Annotated in this window: 14 protein-coding genes; 7 read left to right on the top strand and 7 right to left on the bottom strand. The window is 67.1% G+C overall.

The window, feature by feature from the left end; genetic code table 11:
• Nucleotides 1-8: 8 nt before the first annotated feature.
• From JQ580_RS23100 to JQ580_RS23110, 3 genes are read right to left on the bottom strand one after another with little or no spacing between them, the layout of a single operon-like run.
• Nucleotides 9-272 carry a DUF6111 family protein gene (locus JQ580_RS23100; protein WP_212282499.1) on the bottom strand — a complete coding sequence of 88 codons (264 nt, stop codon included), beginning with the start codon at nucleotides 270-272 and terminating at the stop codon, nucleotides 9-11.
• A complete protein-coding gene (locus JQ580_RS23105) occupies nucleotides 269-940 on the bottom strand; it encodes a CoA pyrophosphatase (RefSeq protein ID WP_212282500.1) in 672 nt (223 codons plus the stop codon). The genes JQ580_RS23100 and JQ580_RS23105 overlap by 4 nt, the downstream gene beginning before the upstream one ends.
• On the bottom strand, nucleotides 937-1,548 hold the full coding sequence (locus JQ580_RS23110) for a DUF1285 domain-containing protein (RefSeq protein ID WP_212282501.1): 612 nt from the start codon (nucleotides 1,546-1,548) through the stop codon (nucleotides 937-939). Before JQ580_RS23110 ends, JQ580_RS23105 begins: the two co-directional genes overlap by 4 nt.
• A 275-nt stretch (nucleotides 1,549-1,823) precedes the next feature.
• Between JQ580_RS23110 and JQ580_RS23115 the strand changes: the two genes are divergently transcribed.
• From JQ580_RS23115 to JQ580_RS23140, 6 genes are all read left to right on the top strand, one after another.
• Entirely contained in the window at nucleotides 1,824-2,822 is a 999-nt protein-coding gene (locus JQ580_RS23115; protein WP_212282502.1) for an AAA family ATPase, read from the top strand.
• Entirely contained in the window at nucleotides 2,822-3,766 is a 945-nt protein-coding gene (locus tag JQ580_RS23120) for a DUF58 domain-containing protein (RefSeq protein WP_212282503.1), read from the top strand. Before JQ580_RS23115 ends, JQ580_RS23120 begins: the two co-directional genes overlap by 1 nt.
• Complete coding sequence (locus JQ580_RS23125; protein WP_212282504.1) at nucleotides 3,763-6,567, top strand: DUF4159 domain-containing protein; 2,805 nt, start codon at nucleotides 3,763-3,765, stop codon at nucleotides 6,565-6,567. Before JQ580_RS23120 ends, JQ580_RS23125 begins: the two co-directional genes overlap by 4 nt.
• 142 nt (nucleotides 6,568-6,709) lie before the next feature.
• Nucleotides 6,710-8,773 carry a hypothetical protein gene (locus tag JQ580_RS23130; protein WP_212282505.1) on the top strand — a complete coding sequence of 688 codons (2,064 nt, stop codon included), beginning with the start codon at nucleotides 6,710-6,712 and terminating at the stop codon, nucleotides 8,771-8,773.
• A gap of 136 nt (nucleotides 8,774-8,909) precedes the next feature.
• Nucleotides 8,910-9,338: a DUF2946 domain-containing protein gene (locus JQ580_RS23135; protein ID WP_212282506.1), complete on the top strand. Its 429-nt coding sequence runs from the start codon at nucleotides 8,910-8,912 to the stop codon at nucleotides 9,336-9,338.
• Between the two features lie 136 nt (nucleotides 9,339-9,474).
• Nucleotides 9,475-11,844 carry a TonB-dependent receptor gene (locus JQ580_RS23140; RefSeq protein ID WP_212282507.1) on the top strand — a complete coding sequence of 790 codons (2,370 nt, stop codon included), beginning with the start codon at nucleotides 9,475-9,477 and terminating at the stop codon, nucleotides 11,842-11,844.
• A 91-nt stretch (nucleotides 11,845-11,935) separates the two neighbouring features.
• Here the strand turns inward: JQ580_RS23140 and JQ580_RS23145 are convergent, their stop codons facing one another.
• Genes JQ580_RS23145 through JQ580_RS23160 form a run of 4 tightly spaced genes read right to left on the bottom strand, consistent with a single transcriptional unit; the run spans nucleotide 11,936 to nucleotide 15,128 of the window.
• Nucleotides 11,936-12,454, bottom strand: a complete 519-nt coding sequence (locus JQ580_RS23145) for a GNAT family N-acetyltransferase (RefSeq protein ID WP_212282508.1) — start codon at nucleotides 12,452-12,454, stop codon at nucleotides 11,936-11,938.
• A gap of 56 nt (nucleotides 12,455-12,510) precedes the next feature.
• On the bottom strand, nucleotides 12,511-13,446 hold the full coding sequence (locus tag JQ580_RS23150; RefSeq protein ID WP_212282509.1) for a glycosyltransferase family 2 protein: 936 nt from the start codon (nucleotides 13,444-13,446) through the stop codon (nucleotides 12,511-12,513).
• Nucleotides 13,443-14,594, bottom strand: coding sequence for a hypothetical protein (locus JQ580_RS23155; RefSeq protein ID WP_212282510.1), 1,152 nt, complete (start codon nucleotides 14,592-14,594; stop codon nucleotides 13,443-13,445). The genes JQ580_RS23150 and JQ580_RS23155 overlap by 4 nt, the downstream gene beginning before the upstream one ends.
• A gap of 42 nt (nucleotides 14,595-14,636) precedes the next feature.
• The gene (locus JQ580_RS23160; RefSeq protein WP_212282511.1) at nucleotides 14,637-15,128 is read right to left on the bottom strand and encodes an NUDIX domain-containing protein; all 492 of its coding nucleotides are present in this window, start codon (nucleotides 15,126-15,128) and stop codon (nucleotides 14,637-14,639) included.
• Between the two features lie 92 nt (nucleotides 15,129-15,220).
• On the opposite strand from JQ580_RS23160, the gene JQ580_RS23165 reads away from it, so the two are divergent.
• Nucleotides 15,221-16,102 (top strand): metallophosphoesterase family protein, encoded by an 882-nt coding sequence (locus JQ580_RS23165; protein ID WP_212282512.1) that lies wholly within the window; start codon nucleotides 15,221-15,223, stop codon nucleotides 16,100-16,102.
• Nucleotides 16,103-16,114 lie beyond the last annotated feature (12 nt).

The following is a 16,114-nucleotide window of genomic DNA, read 5'->3' on the forward strand; positions in this document are numbered from 1 at the left end:
TGCGGCCTCTATTTTTCCACGCCCGGCACCAGCCGGCCGTTCTCGATATGGGCGGGAACGTAGGTCGAATCCGGCGGGGCGCCGGAGAAATGCGCAAAGCCGATCAGCCCCGCAATCACCAGCACCAGCGCGGCCAGGACGAGCCGCGCGACGACGGTGACCGGCCACGAGGATCGCGCGAACAGGCCCGAGCGCGTCGCGGCCAGGAACAGCGCATAGACGGCAAAGGGAATGAGGAAGATTCCGATCTCGGTCAGAACCGGCCGGATCATGATGAATAGATCCGCTCATACAACACACGCAGCATGCCCGCCGTCGCGCCCCAGATGTAGCGCTCCGCGAACGGCATCGCGTAATAGGACCGCTCCATGCCGCGGAATTCCTTGCTGTGCACCTGATGGTTCACCGGATTCATCAGGAAGGATAGCGGCACCTCGAAGGCGTCATCAACCTCGGACCGGTTGATCGTGAGCTCGAAGCCGGGCCTGACCCTGGCGACCGTCGGCAGGATGCGGAAACCGAAGGCGGTGCCGTAGAGATCGAGATAGCCGAGCGGCTCGACGAAATCTCTGGACAGCCCGACCTCCTCCTCGGCCTCGCGCAGCGCCGCGTCCAGCGGCGAGGAATCGGTGGCGTCGATCTTGCCGCCGGGGAAAGCGATCTGGCCGGCATGGTCGTTGAGATGAGCCGAGCGCTGCGTCAGCAGGATGGTCGGCTCGGGATGATCGACCACCGCGATCAGGACCGCTGCGGGTCGCACCGGCTGCTCGCGCGCGACGATCTCGAGCATCTTGTCGGTGCCGGGATCGCCCGAGGCGGGAATGATGTTCGGATCGTAGAGGCCGAGCGGAACGTCGAAACCGAGCTTCGCCTTCGAGCGGGCGAAGAAATCCGCCGCGCCGACGGCGACAGGATCGCTTTTCAGGATAGGCTTGTTCAACGCGCGGCCCTCACCTGCTCCGCATCGGCCATGGCGAAGAATTCGCCTGATGATTCGACGCCGAACATCGACTGGCCATCGACCATCCGCTCCTCGCCCATGTCAACCAGATCGTAATAAAGCGCGCGTGTGACCTTGGCCCAGAGATCGGCGCGGACATGCAGATACGGCGTCAGCCCGCCGTCCTTGGCCTGTTCGAAACGCAGCCGGTGCTCGGCATCGCAGGTGACCCAGTCATCGACATTGGTGCGGAAGCGCAGCACGCGATGCCGTCCCTCGCCGTCCTTCTGCATCTCGACCGCCATGAAAGGCGCATCGTCGACGCGGATGCCGACCTTCTCCACCGGCGTGACCAGGAAATACTTGTCGCCCTCGCGCTTGAGGACGGTCGAGAACAGCCGGACCAGAGCGGGACGCCCGATTGGCGTGCCCAAATAGAACCAAGTACCATCCGAGGCGATTCGGATGTCGAGATCGCCGCAAAACGGCGGATTCCACAGATGCACCGGAGGCAGCCCTTTCTTGGCGCCTTCGACATTGGCAGCACTTTTGGCGGCAGCAGTCAGCCCCTCAAGACCGCGATCGGCACTCTGCCCTTGGTTCGCCATGGTTTGCCCTGACTTTGTCCGTTGGCACGATTGGTGCAGGTCTACGTTGTACTCGGGTGCACGGTTCCACCCCGGATTAGCCCGGTGTGCAAGGTCGCCACTTCGTGATGCCGTACATAACCCGAAGCCGATAAGGTGGGGATAGGTTAATTCAACGAATACATGGCCTTCCTGCAAGTCTAGCATAGGCGCCATGATGTGACGTGATGACCAAGTGCGATGCGATGACATGACGGCCCAGGCAAGCCGCATGGCGGGCTGAAGGAGCTAGACAGATGGCGGAGAGTGTCGAGAAACTCGAGGACGGGATCGTTCGTTCGGCCGAGCAGGTGTCGAGCCAGATTCGCGCGGCAAAGGATGCGATCGGGTCCGTCATCTTCGGCCAGGATCGCGTGATCGAGAACACGCTGGTCACGATCCTCTCCGGCGGCCATGCGCTGCTGATCGGCGTGCCCGGCCTTGCCAAGACCAAGCTGGTCGAAACGCTCGGCGTGACGCTCGGCCTCGATGCCAAGCGCATCCAGTTCACGCCCGACCTGATGCCGTCGGACATTCTCGGCGCCGAGGTGCTGGACGAGAGCACCGCGGGCAAGCGCGCCTTCCGCTTCATCTCGGGTCCGGTGTTCGCGCAGCTTCTGATGGCCGACGAAATCAACCGCGCCTCACCGCGCACGCAATCGGCGCTTCTGCAGGCGATGCAGGAGCAGCACATCACGGTGGCCGGCGCACGCCACGATCTGCCGAAGCCGTTCCACGTGCTCGCGACGCAGAACCCGCTGGAGCAGGAGGGCACCTATCCGCTGCCCGAAGCCCAGCTCGACCGCTTCCTGATGGAGATCGACGTCGACTATCCCGATCGCGACGCCGAGCGACGCATCCTGTTCGAGACCACCGGCGCCGAGGAAACGCTGGCGAGAGGCTCGATGACGGCGGAGGCGCTGATCGCCGCGCAGCGGCTGATCCGGCGCCTGCCGGTCGGCGATTCCGTGGTGGAGGCGATCCTGTCGCTGGTCCGTTCGGCCCGCCCGGGTCCGGACGCCGGCGAAGCCGGCAAGTTCATCGCCTGGGGCCCCGGCCCGCGCGCCAGCCAATCGCTGATGCTGGCGGTGCGCGCGCGTGCGCTGATCGACGGACGGCTGGCGCCCTCGGTCGACGACGTGCTCGACCTCGCCGAGCCCGTGCTGAAGCACCGCATGGCGCTGACGTTCCAGGCGCGCGCCGAAGGCCGCACGATTGCGGACGTGATCAAGCAGCTCAAGACTCGGATCGGTTGATGGCAGCGGAGAACGGGCACGCGGCGAAGGAGATCATCGCGATCCGACGTGCCGATGGCGAAAGCCGCACGCTCGCAGCCTCCTTGCCGCGCCTGGTGCTCGAAGCCCGCCGCATCGCCGCCAACGTCATTCATGGCCTGCACGGCCGCCGCCGTGCCGGCTCCGGCGAAAATTTCTGGCAATACCGCCGCTTTGTCTCCGGCGAGCCGGCGCAGAACGTCGACTGGCGCCGCTCGGCGCGCGACGACCTTCTCTATGTCCGCGAGCTCGAATGGGAAGCCTCGCACACGGTGTGGATCTGGCCGGACCGCTCGCCGTCGATGGCATTCGCCTCCAAGACGGCACGCGAGTCCAAGCTCGAGCGCACGCTGATCGTCGCCTTCGCGCTGGCCGAGCTGCTGGTGTCGGGCGGCGAGCGCGTCGGCATTCCCGGCCTGATGGCGCCGACCGCGAGCCGCAGCGTGATCGACAAGATGGCGCAGGCGATGCTGCATGACGATGCCGACCGCCTCAGCCTGCCGCCGTCCTTTGTGCCGGCGGCGCTGGCCGAGACGATCGTGCTGTCGGATTTCTGGTCGCCGATCGCGGAGATCAGGACCACGCTGGCCGGCCTCTCCGGCTCCGGCGCGCATGGCACGCTGGTGCAGATCGTCGATCCCGCCGAAGAGTCGTTTCCCTATTCCGGCCGCGTCGAGTTCGTCGAGCCCGAAGGCTTCGGCGTCATCACCGCCGGCCGCGCCGAGAGCTGGGCGCAGGATTACACCGCGCGACTGGCGCTGCACCGCGACCAGATCCGCGCAGAGACCAACAAGCTGGACTGGCTGTTCACCACGCACGCTACCGACCGCTCCGCCGCCGAGCTGCTGCTGTTCCTGCATGCCGGCATGCAGGTGAGCAAGTCGGGCGCCCGCACCACGACGATCAAGGCGGGGCCGGCCGCATGATGGGACTGCCGCTCGCCTTCACCGAACCGCTGCTCCTGCTCGGCCTCGTCAGCCTGCCGGTGCTGTGGTGGCTGTTGCGCGTGATGCCGCCGCGGCCGCGCCGCATCGAGTTTCCGCCGACGCGCCTGCTGTTCGACATCGCCCCGCGCGAGGAGACGCCCTCGCGGACGCCGTGGTGGCTGACCGCATTGCGTCTGCTGGCTGCAGCTCTCGTCATCTTCGCGGCCGCCGGCCCGATCTGGAATCCGCAAACGGGCGCAGCCGACAGCAAGGCACCGCTGATGATCATGTTCGACGACGGCTGGAGCGCCGCCTCGCACTGGGACGTCAGGATCAGGGCCGCCGACGAGCTGATCGCCAATGCCGACACCGACCGCCGCGCCATCGCGCTGGTGCCGCTGTCCGAGCCGAACCGCGACATCACCCTGATGCCGGCGGGCGCCGCGCGCGTCGCGCTGCGGCAGCTTGCCCCAAAGCCCTATTCGATCGATCGTGTGGAGACGCTGGCCGCGGTCGACCGTTTCCTGAAAGCCACCGGCGATTGCGAGATCGCCTGGCTGTCCGATGGGGTCGACACCGGCCGCGGCGAGGACTTCGTCACCGGCCTCGGCAAGACCATCGGCGATCGCAGCCTGACCATCTTCGAAGGCGGCACCTCCGCGCCGCTGGCGCTGGTCGCGGCCGAGAACGCGGCGGCGAAGATGACGGTGAAGGTGCTGCGCACCGACAGCGGCATCGCGATCGGCACCGTGCGCGCGCTGGACCAGAAGGCTTCGCCGATCGGAGAGGCGCGTTTCTCTTTCGGTCCGCAGGACAAGGAGACCGACGCTGCGTTCGATCTGCCGGTCGAGCTGCGCAACGACATCACGCGGCTTGAGATCTCGGGCGAGCGCTCCGCCGGCGCGGTGCAGCTGCTCGACAAGCGTTGGCGCCGCCGCGCCATCGGCATCGTGTCGGGCGCATCCAGCGAGACCGCGCAGCCGCTGCTGGCGCCGACCTTCTACCTCACCCGCGCGCTGGCGCCCTTCGCCGACGTCAGGCTCGCCGACAAGGGCTCGCCGCAGCAGGGCATCACACAATTCCTGGACCAGAAGCTGCCGATGATCATCCTCGCCGATGTCGGCACCATCGCGCCGGAGCTGCGCGAGCGCCTCAATGCCTGGGTCGACCAGGGCGGCGTGCTGGTGCGGTTCGCAGGACCGCGCCTGGCACAGGCCGAGGACGATCTGGTGCCGGTCAAGCTGCGCAAGGGCGGCCGCACGCTTGGCGGCAGCCTGACCTGGGAGAAGCCGCAGCATCTTGCGACCTTCGCGGCCGACGGCCCGTTTGCCGGCGTCGTCGTCCCCAAGGACGTCACCGTGAGCCGCCAGGTGCTGGCCGAGCCCGATGCGGTGCTCGCCACCAAGAGCTGGGCCTCGCTGGAAGACGGCACGCCGCTGGTGACCGGCGAGCATCGCGGCAAGGGGCTGGTCAGCCTGTTCCACGTCAGCGCCGACATGCGCTGGTCTGACCTGCCGCTGTCGGGCACATTCGTCGAAATGCTCAGGCGGGTGGTCGACATGTCCGGCTACACCTCCAAGCCCGGCGCGGGAGTCGCCGGCGAGGCGACCGCCGAGACGGTGGCGCCGCTGCACATCCTCGACGGCTTCGGCGCCTTCGGCCCGCCGCCGGCCACCGCGAAGCCGCTGCCCGCGGATTACCGCGACCGCGCCACATCAGATCATCCGCCGGGCTTCTATGGCCCGGCCGAAGGACCGCTCGCCGTGAACACGCTTGCCAGCGCCGACCGCATCGCCGCGCTCAACACCGCGAGCCTTCGCGCGCGGCACGCCACCTACACCAATGCCGAGCCGCGGGACCTGCGCGGCTGGCTGCTGTCGACGGCGCTCGCGCTGTTCCTGGTCGACGCCATCATCGTCGCGGTGCTCGGCGGCGGGATCGCCGCGCTGCTGCGGCGCCGCGCGGCGCCCGCGATGATCGTGCTCGGCCTGCTGTTCGCCTCGCTCTCGCCCGCGCCGTCACGCGCCGACAGCGCTTCGGACGATTTCGCGATGAAGGCGACGTCGCAGACCCGCCTCGCCTATGTCGTGACCGGAAATGCCGACGTCGATTCCATCGTCAAGGCCGGGCTATCAGGACTGACGCTGTTCCTGGCGCAGCGCACCGCGCTCGAAGCCGGCGATCCCGTCGGCATCGATCCCGCGCGCGACGAGCTCGCCTTCTTCCCGCTGATCTACTGGCCGATCGTGCCGGGCGCGCCCAAGCCGCCGCAGGACGCCATCAACAAGATCGACGCCTACATGAAGCAGGGCGGCACCGTGCTGTTCGACACCCGCGACGCGATCGAAGCGCCGCCCGGCGCCAATGGTGCCGCGCAGACCCCGGGGATGCAGACGCTGCGCGAGATCCTGTCGTCGCTCGACGTGCCCGAGCTGGAGCCGGTGCCGCGCGAGCACGTGCTGACGAAGACCTTCTATTTGCTGCGCGACTTCCCCGGCCGCTTCGTTACCGGCCAGACCTGGGTCGAGACATTGCCGCGCGAAGACGACGAGGACAGCGCGCAGCGACCGGCCCGCGGCGGCGACGGCGTCTCGCCGATCATCATCACCTCGAACGACCTTGCCGGCGCCTGGGCGGTGCGGCCCGACGGCCAGAGCATGCTGCCGGTGACCGGCGGCGACACCCGGCAGCGCGAATTCGCCTACCGCGCCGGCGCCAACATCGTGATGTACACGCTGACCGGTAACTACAAGGCCGACCAGGTGCATGCTCCGGCGCTGATCGAACGGCTGGGGCAATGATGCGGGTTTTGAAACTCGACGCCCGCGACAATGAAGCCGTCATGGCCGGACTCGTCCCGGCCATCCACGCGCTGTCGCGCGACGTAGAGAACGTGGATGCCCGGGACGAGCCCGGGCATGACGATGCGGATAGGCTTATGACATGAACTACGGCATCGCATTCACGCCGCTTGTCCCTGCGATCGTGCTGTGGATCGCGCTCGCCGCGATCGTCGTCATCGCGATCGTGCTGCTGGTTGCCCGCGCGCGCGGTGCCGCCGTGCGCGTGGCCGCGCTGGCGCTGTTCCTGCTGGCGCTCGCCAATCCCTCCTTCACCCGCGAGGACCGCGATCCCCTCACCTCGGTGACAGCCGTCGTCGTCGACAAGAGCCCGAGCCAGAATTTCGGCAAGCGCAACGAGGAGGCCGCGAAGGCGCAGGAGGCGCTGGTCGACGGCCTGAAGAAGATCAAGGGGCTGGAAGTCCGCGTCGTCGATGCCGGACAGGCCGACGGCGAGACCGACGGCACCAAGCTGTTCGGTGCCCTCGCCTCTGCGTTGTCGGACGTGCCGGTCGACCGCGTCGCCGGCGCGTTCCTGATCACCGATGGCCGCGTCCACGACATTCCGGCCAACGCCGCCGCGCTCGGCTTCCAGGCGCCGGTGCATGCACTGATCACCGGGCAAAAGGACGAACGCGACCGCCGCATCGCGATCACGGCGGCGCCGCGCTTCGGCATCGTCGGCCAGACCCAGACCATCAGCTACCGGCTCGACGACCAGGGCGTCACCGGCGAGCGCGCCAAGGTCACGGTCCGCCGGGACGGCGAGGTCATCAATGAACGCACGCTGTCAAGCGGCCAGGCCGCGAGCGTCGACGTCGACATCAAGCATGCCGGCCCCAACATCGTCGAGATCGAGGCCTCGCCGCTCGAGCGAGAGCTGACGCCGGTGAACAACCGCGCGGTCGTCGCCATCGACGGCGTCCGCGACAAACTGCGCGTGCTGCTGGTTTCGGGCGAGCCGCATTCAGGCGAGCGGACCTGGCGCAATCTGCTCAAGTCCGACGCCAGCGTCGACCTCGTGCATTTCACCATTCTGCGTCCGCCGGAGAAGCAGGACGGCACGCCGATCAACGAATTGTCGCTGATCGCGTTTCCGACCCGCGAGCTGTTCCAGCAGAAGATCAACGAATTCCAGCTGATCATCTTCGATCGCTACGCCCGCCAGGGCGTGCTGCCGATCGCCTACTTCGACAACATCGCGCGCTATGTGCGCGGCGGCGGCGCGGTGCTGGTTTCGGCCGGCCCCGACTACGCCTCCAACACCAGCATCTGGCGCACGCCGCTGGATTCGGTGCTGCCGGCCGAACCGGTCGGCGTCACCGAGAAGCCGTTCTATGCGCATCTGTCCGATGTCGGCAAACGTCACCCCGTCACGCGCGGGCTGGAAGGCTCGGCCTCCGAGCCGCCGCGCTGGAGCCGCTTCTTCCGCACCGTCGACACCCGCAATTCCGTCAACCCGCCGGTAATGACGGGAGCCGACGGCAAGCCGCTCCTGTTCCTGTCGCGCTTCGGCGAGGGCCGCGTCGCGCTGCTGCTCTCCGACCACATCTGGCTGTGGGCGCGCGGCTATGAGGGCGGCGGCCCGCATCTGGATCTGCTCAGGCGGATGTCGCACTGGCTGATGAAGCAGCCGGACCTCGACGAGGAAGCGTTGCGACTCCAGGTGCAGGGCAAGAACCTCGTCGTGGTGCGCCAGACCATGGCCGACAACGTCCAGCCGGTGAGCGTGACCTCGCCGTCCGGCGTGTCGCAGGATCTGACGCTGAGCGCCGGCGACCCCGGCGAATGGCGCGCCAGCCTTCCCGCAAGCGAGCTCGGCCTGTGGGCTGCCACCGACGGCACGCTGAAGGCGCTGATCAATGTCGGCCCCACCAATCCGAAGGAGTTTTCGGAGGTCACCTCCACCGTCGATACGTTGAAGCCGCTGACGCAGGCAACCGGCGGCAACGCCGTGCGCGTGGTGGACGGCACCAGCGTCGAGCTGCCGCGCATCCTGCCGGTGCGTTCGGCCGGCGTGTTTGCCGGCGACGGCTGGATGGGCGTGCGGATGCGCGATGCCAGCGTCGTCAAGGGCGTCGGCGTGCTGCCGATCTTCGCCGGCCTGATCGGGCTCTTGCTGCTGCTCGGCGCCTTCGCCGCGACCTGGGTGCGCGAGGGTCGCTGATCTCGCTCCGTTGCTCGAACGACACATAGGCCCGCCACCGGCGTTGGCCCGGTCCGAGTGCGATTGACATCCGCAGACCGATCGGGCGATGTTATATTGTTACATCGCGGTATCTCGCGAGGGGTGGCGTTTCCAGATGAAGTGGTTCCGGTCGAATATCAGGCACGGCGCCCGGCTCGCGATCTTCGCGATGCTGGTGCAGTTCGCGCTGACGTTCGGGCACAGCCACTGGTTCGCCCAGGCCGCGCCGGTTGCCCAGACTTCGCTCCAGCGGGCCGACGGCGCCAAGGACACCACCAAGGACAGCACCAAGGGCGTCACTGCGATCGACCGTGCCGCGGTCCAGAAACAATCGCCAGCCGTTCCCGACCGCGAGCATCCCGGCGAGGACACTTGCGCGATCTGCGCCGTCGTCGCGATGGCTGGCACCGTCATATCGGCAACGCCGCCCGTGCTGCTGCTGCCGCAAGCGATCGAGCTGCTCTACCGCACCACCGATGCCGAATTCCTCCATCTGAAATCGGCCGGCACGGCGTTCCAGCCGCGCGCCCCTCCCGCGTCCTGACTCTCAACATCGCTTGATCACGCCCAGGCCCAGAGTGCCCGGGAGACGTTGAAGTCGAATTCCGTCGCCGCCGCGACGGCAGGCCGCCTCCGATCAGCAAACATGTTCAGGACGGCGCCTGACTGGAATCAGGACCATGTCATTTCAATCGCGACGCGCGCAGCGTCTTGGCGGAGCAAGTCTACTCCTGCTCGGTGCCGCCGCCACGCCCGCTTTCGCCCAGGCGCCTGCGCAAGACCCATCGTCGAGCGAGATCCCTGCCGTCACCGTGACCGCGCCGAGCCCCATCGTGCGCAGAGCGGTGGTCCCGTCCCGCAATCCCGGCCGCGGCACGCGGACCGCGCGGGTGCGCAGCCGCTCACAAACGGCGGAGGCGGAGCCCGCAGCCTCCGCGCCCGCAGCGCCCCAGCAGGGCGTGCTGTCCGTCGTGACCAACCAGTTCGCGACGGTCACGGTGGTGCCGAACGATGAGATCCGCCGTCAGGGCGGCGGGCAGCTCGGCGACCTCCTATTCTCCAAGCCCGGCATCACCGGCTCGGGCTTCGCGCCCGGCGCATCGAGCCGGCCGATCATCCGGGGTCTCGACGTCAACCGCGTCGGCATTGTCGAGAACGGCACAAATGCGGGCGGCGCTTCCGACCTCGGCGAGGATCATTTCGTCCCGATCGATCCGCTCGCGACCAACCAGATCGAAGTGGTGCGCGGGCCGGCCGCGCTGCGCTACGGCTCGACCTCGATCGGCGGCGTCGTCAGCGCCACCAACAACCGGATTCCGGACGCGCTGCCCTCATGCGCGCCGTCGTTCCAGGCTTATGGCCTGCCGGCCAAGGCCCCGCTCGCGGCGGCCGCGACGTCGCCGTGCGTCACCGCCGAGACCCGCACCGCGTTCTCTTCGGTCGATCGCGGCATCGAGAGCGGCGTGCTGCTCGACACCGGCGCCGGCAATTTCGCCTTCCACGCCGACGCCTATGGCCGCACGACCTCGGACTATTCCATTCCGAGCTATCCTTATCTGAACGACCAGACGCGCGCCGTGAACGGCCGCCAGCCGAACTCGGCAACGCGCTCGGATGGCGCCTCGATCGGCGGCTCCTATTTTTTCCAGGGCGGCTATATCGGCGCGTCGATCACCCAGAACGACTCGCTCTACCACATCCCCGGCATCGACGGCGCCGACCACCAGACACGGATCGACGGCCACCAGACCAAGATCAACGTCAAGGGCGAGTACCATCCCGACGCCGCCGCGATCGACGCAATCCGGCTCTGGGCCGGCGCAACCGAATACCGGCACAACGAGATCGGGCTAGCCGATCCTGCCGACCTCAACAGCGACGGCATCAGGCAGACCTTCACCAACAAGGAGCAGGAAATCCGCACCGAGGTGCAGCTGATGCCGTTCAACGCGCGCTTCGCCGAAGTCACGACGGCGCTGGGCTTCCAGGTCGGCCATCAGGAATTGAGCGCGCCGAGCCCGGACAATCCCGGCACGCTGTTCAACGGCCTATGGGATCCGAACAACAGCAACCGCGTCGCGGCCTACGCCTTTAACGAGTTCAAGTTCACCGAGGCGACGCGGGCGCAGATCGCCGGCCGCATCGAGCATGTCGAGCTGCACGGCACGACGCCAAACTTCCCGACCGATTATTTGCCCGACGGCACGCCGCAGGCGGGTGTCGCGCGCAATCCGTCGTTCACGCCGAAGAGCGGCAGCATCGGCCTCTTGCAGGACCTGCCCGGCGGCATGGTCGGCAGCATCACCGCGCAATATGTCGAGCGCGCGCCGAAGGCGGCCGAGCTGTTTTCCCGCGGCGGCCACGATGCGACGGCGACCTTCGACATCGGCAATCCAAACCTCACCATCGAGACCGCCAAATCGGTCGAGCTCGGCGTGCGCAGGGCGACGGGGCCGTTCCGCTTCGAGGCGACCGTCTACTACACGCATTTCGACAATTTCATCTACCGGCGCCTCACCGGCGTGTCCTGCGACGACGACTTCGCATCCTGCGGCAATCCGGGCGCGGAGCTGAACCAGGCCGTGTATTCGCAGCGCAATGCCAATTTCCGCGGCGGCGAATTCCAGTCGCAGCTCGACGTCGCCGCGTTCCAGGGCGGCATCTGGGGCATCGAGAACCAGTTCGACATGGTCCGCGCCACCTTCAGCGACGGCACCAACGTACCCCGGATTCCGCCGATGCGGATCGGCGGCGGCGTGTTCTGGCGCGACGACAACTGGCTGATGCGCGTCAACCTGCTGCACGCCTTCGCACAGAACAACGTCGCCGTGATCGCGGAGACGCCGACGGCGGGCTATAATCTGTTTAAGGCCGAGGTGAGCTACAAGACCAAGCTCGACCGCAACTGGTTCGGTGCGCGCGAGATGATGGCCGGCATCGTCGGCAACAATCTCCTCAACGAGAACATCCGCAACTCCGTGTCCTACACCAAGGATGAGGTGTTGATGCCCGGCATCGGCGTACGCGCGTTCGCGAACTTCAAGTTCTAGGTGATTGCGAGCGCCGTAGCCCGGATGGAGCGCAGCGACATCCGGGCGCAGCGCCTCAGCAGCAACAGGCTACGCGCTGCCGCGGGCCGGCCTACCCTGCTCGCGCCTTGCTCCAGTCGGGGCCAACCGGGCCCGACACGCCTTCGAAGGCGCCGTCGACGAGTTCGAACACCAGGATACGGGCGGCGTCGACCGGGCCGGGCATGGTGACACGGCCTTTCGGGACCGGCTTGAATCCGACCCGGCTGTAATACGGCTCGTCGCCGACCAGTAGCACGAGGCGGTGACCTTTCGCCTTCGCGTCCTTGAGCGCGCGCTCCATCAGCAGACGGCCGACACCGCGGCCACGGAACGGCGGCTCGACCGTGAGCGGGCCGAGCAGCAGCGCCGGCGTCTCCCCGACCCGCACCGGCAGTTGCCTGACCGAGCCGACCAGCAGCGTGCCGATGCGGGCCGTGAAGGACAATTCGAGCAGATGGTCGACGTGCTCGCGGATCCGGTAGGCGCTGAGCACGAAGCGGCCGGGACCGAAGGTGCGTTCGTGCAGCCGCTCGATCGACTGGGCGTCGCCGGTGGCTTCAGGGAGGATGGTCAATGAGAGATCGGTCATGGCAATTCGCGGGATAGCACCTGAACGCAGCGCGGTCCATCGGGCAGCGACGGCCCTCAGCTGCTTTTCAATGTCGGTTGGGACAGATAGGCCAGCATCTTCATCTCCCGCCGCCCGCGCGTCACCGTGTCGAGCACGAGCCCCGAGGACACCGAGAGCAGGGCCATGATCATCAAGCCCATCGACAGCACGGCGGTCGGCAGGCGCGGCACGAGGCCGGTCTCGATGAAGGTGATCACGATCGGGATCGCGAGGATCACCGCCGCCAGCGCCAACAGACCGCCGATCACCGCGAAGAAGCGCAACGGCCGCTCCGAACGGTAGAGCTTCACCATGGTGCCGAGGATACGAAATCCGTCGCGCCAGGTGTTGAGCTTGGAGAACGAACCTTCGGGACGCGCGTAGTACGGAGTCTCGATCTCGGCGACCGGCAGCGACAGTTCCAGCGCGTAGACCGCGAGCTCGGTCTCGATCTCGAAGCCGTCGGAGAGGACGGGGAAGGATTTGACGAAGCGGCGCGAGAACACGCGGTAGCCGGACAGGATGTCCTTGAAAGCGTGACCGAAAGTCGACGCCAGAAAGCCGGTCAGCATGCGGTTGCCGGTGCGGTGGCCGAGCCGGTAGGCGGCCTGGGCCTGATCGACGCGAAGGCCGACCACCATGTCGAGATGATCATCGAGCAGGCGGTCGATCATGCGAGGCGCGCTCGGCGCATCGTAGGTGGCATCGCCGTCGACCAGCACGTAGATGTCAGCCTCGACGTCGGCGAACATGCGGCGCACGACGTGGCCCTTGCCCTGCCGGCGCTCGCTGCGGACGATCGCGCCCGCTTCGCGCGCGACGGTCGCGGTGCGGTCGCGGGAATTGTTGTCATAGACGTAGATCGCGGCCGACGGCAGCGCCTTGCGGAAATCGGCAACGACGGTGGCGACCGCCGCCTCCTCGTTGTAGCAGGGCACCAGAACCGCGATGCGAAGCTGCGTTGCGGTCATCGTGACGGCACTCCGAGGCTTGCCGGCTCGCGCCCGAGCGCCGCGGCCTGCTTCGCCTGTGCCGGCCGCATCAGCCATGCGAACGAGACGCTCCACAGCGAGAGCATCGCAATCGGCACGATGTAGTAGGGCGTAAAGATCGGATGGCTGAGGAAGAAGACGAGATTGACGGTGAGATTGCCGGCGACGACGAGGGCCACTTGCCGCACGCTGCCCTCGCCCACCCGCAAGAGCCAGGCCGTGGAGCCGATCGCCAGCACGATCAGCACGAACTGCATGTCGCGCAGATAATGGCCGAACACGGCGACGTCAAAGGCCGGCGCGACCACGTCGGCACTGCCATAGGTCGTGGCCAGCGGGCTGCCGGCGTTGACGGCCTGGGCGATCAGGGTCGGGGCCATGCCGACGAGAACGCCGAGGCCGAGTCCGAGCCCCTGCGCGAAGGCCGACAGCGTCCGCACCTTCAGGAAGGCAATGCCGAGATAGATGAAATAGCCGGCCGCGAGCAGCGCATTCGGCAATCTGAAATTGACGGACGCCCCCAGGAGAACGCCGATCAGCGCGATCAACAGCACGCTGCTCTTGTCTCTGGTCAGCCACAACGCCGTCAGGAAGCCCGCGACGGCGCACAGCGCCATGGTCGGCGCGACCGAATAGCTCGCCTTCGCCGGATTGATCATGAGATAGATTGCGAGCGCGCCGAACAGGCCCGCACCGACGACCGACGGCAGCGTGCGCGCCATGGCAATGCCCGTTAGCGCAAGGCCGCAGACGATCAGGCTCGCGGCCACGTAGAGCGGCACCACCTGGTGACCCTCGGGAAACAGCGCCAGCAGGAAGCCGGTGCCCGGCGGATATTGCATCACGATCTTGCCGCTCGGCATCGGATTGTGGCACGGCCAACGGATCGGATCCTGCCATTCGGCGAACGCGATCTCCTTCAACTTGCCTTCGAAATAATGGTCGTAGTCCAACCCGGCATTGGTATTGAGCCCACCGACGCCGAGGCGCTGGAACAGATGCGCCTGCCTGAGATAGCAAATGTCGTCATAGACCCCGCGCGCCTCGCTCCAGCGCGACATCGTGACGATGTTGCTGGCGAGGATCGCAAGGCAAATCAGGCCGAAAGCGAACTTGGCAATCTTCATCCGGTGATGCTCTTTCGGGCTGCTTACTAGCACAGGCCGCCCTCAGCGCCACGTCGCAATCAGGGGCTCGCCGTCAAGCACTTCGGCGATCCGCAGCCGCGTCCCTCGCGTGGTGCCCTCGGGCAACGCCGTGACCGCGAAGAACCCGCATTCGCTGATCTCGCGGTTGGGCGCGGGCAGGCGATCCTGCCTGAACTGCCTGACCACGTAGATGGCGACATGGTCGCGGCGGGAGACATGGCTGTTCAGGAAGATACCGTGCAGCTCGGCCGCGCCGGTGAGGTCGATATCGCCCTCCTCCTTGAGCTCGCGCCGCATCGCCTGCTCCATGGTCTCGCCGAAATCGACGCCGCCGCCGGGCAGGTGCCAGCCGCTGACATAGCTGTGCCTGACCAGGAACACCCGGTTCTCGGCATCCAGCACCACGGCGCGGACGCCGAGCGTCATGCCGCGGACGACGAGGAAATAGGCGTGGAAGAACCGCCGCAGCAGCGGCTCGAATTTTCGTCGAACGCGGTTCAGACGATCTCCCATCAGGCTTCCTTGAGGCTGCTGTTACGGCCCCGCTTGCACTGGCCTCGCGAGCTTGCCATTACAGCAAAGCAATAGCGAGGCAATCGCGCGTCATGGCCCAATTCACGCTCGCCCATCTGTCCGATCCGCATCTAGCGCCCTTGCCGAAGCCGCGGCTGATCGAGCTCGCAGGCAAGCGCGTGCTCGGCTACGTCAACTGGACGCGCAACCGCCACAAGTACCAGCGCCGCGAGGTGCTCGACGCGCTCGTCACCGACATGAAGGCGCAGGCGCCCGACCACATCGCGGTCACCGGCGATCTCGTCAACCTCGCGCTCGAAGCCGAGTTCGCCCCTGCCCGCGCCTGGCTCGAGGGCGTCGGCCCGCCCGACCGCGTCACCACGATTCCCGGCAATCACGACGCCTATGTCCGCGCCACCTCGCATCGCTTCAGTGAGACGTTTGCGCCCTATGTCACCGGCGACGACGGCGGCATCGGCTTCCCGTCCGTGCGCCGGCGCGGGCCGCTCGCGCTGATCAGCCTGTCCACGGCGGTGCCGACCCTGCCGCTGATGGCGACGGGTACGCTCGGACCAAAACAGCTCGCTGCCCTCGCAACAGTGCTCGAACGGCTCGCGGCCGAGGACGTCTTCCGCGTGCTGCTGGTGCATCATCCGCTGAGGTCCGACGCACGCCAGAAGCGGATGACGGACGCGCCGCAATTGCTGGCGCTGTTGAAGCGCCACGGCGTCGAGCTGGTCCTGCACGGGCACGACCACGTTCATTCGACCATTTGGGTCGAAGGCCCCAACGGCAAGATTCCCGTGCTCGGCGTGCCCTCGGCCTCCGCGCTCGCGCACGGCCATTACCCGGCCGCGGCGTATAACCTGCTCAGAATCGAGAAGGACAATGCCGGCTGGCGCTGCGAGCAGACGGTGCGGAGCCTCGGGAAGGGATTTCAGATCGGGCAGATCAAGCATGTGAGGCTGATTTAGGTCGTCATCATT

This window comes from Bradyrhizobium sp. SZCCT0148 (assembly GCF_018129985.1).
Lineage (GTDB): Bacteria > Pseudomonadota > Alphaproteobacteria > Rhizobiales > Xanthobacteraceae > Bradyrhizobium > Bradyrhizobium japonicum_H.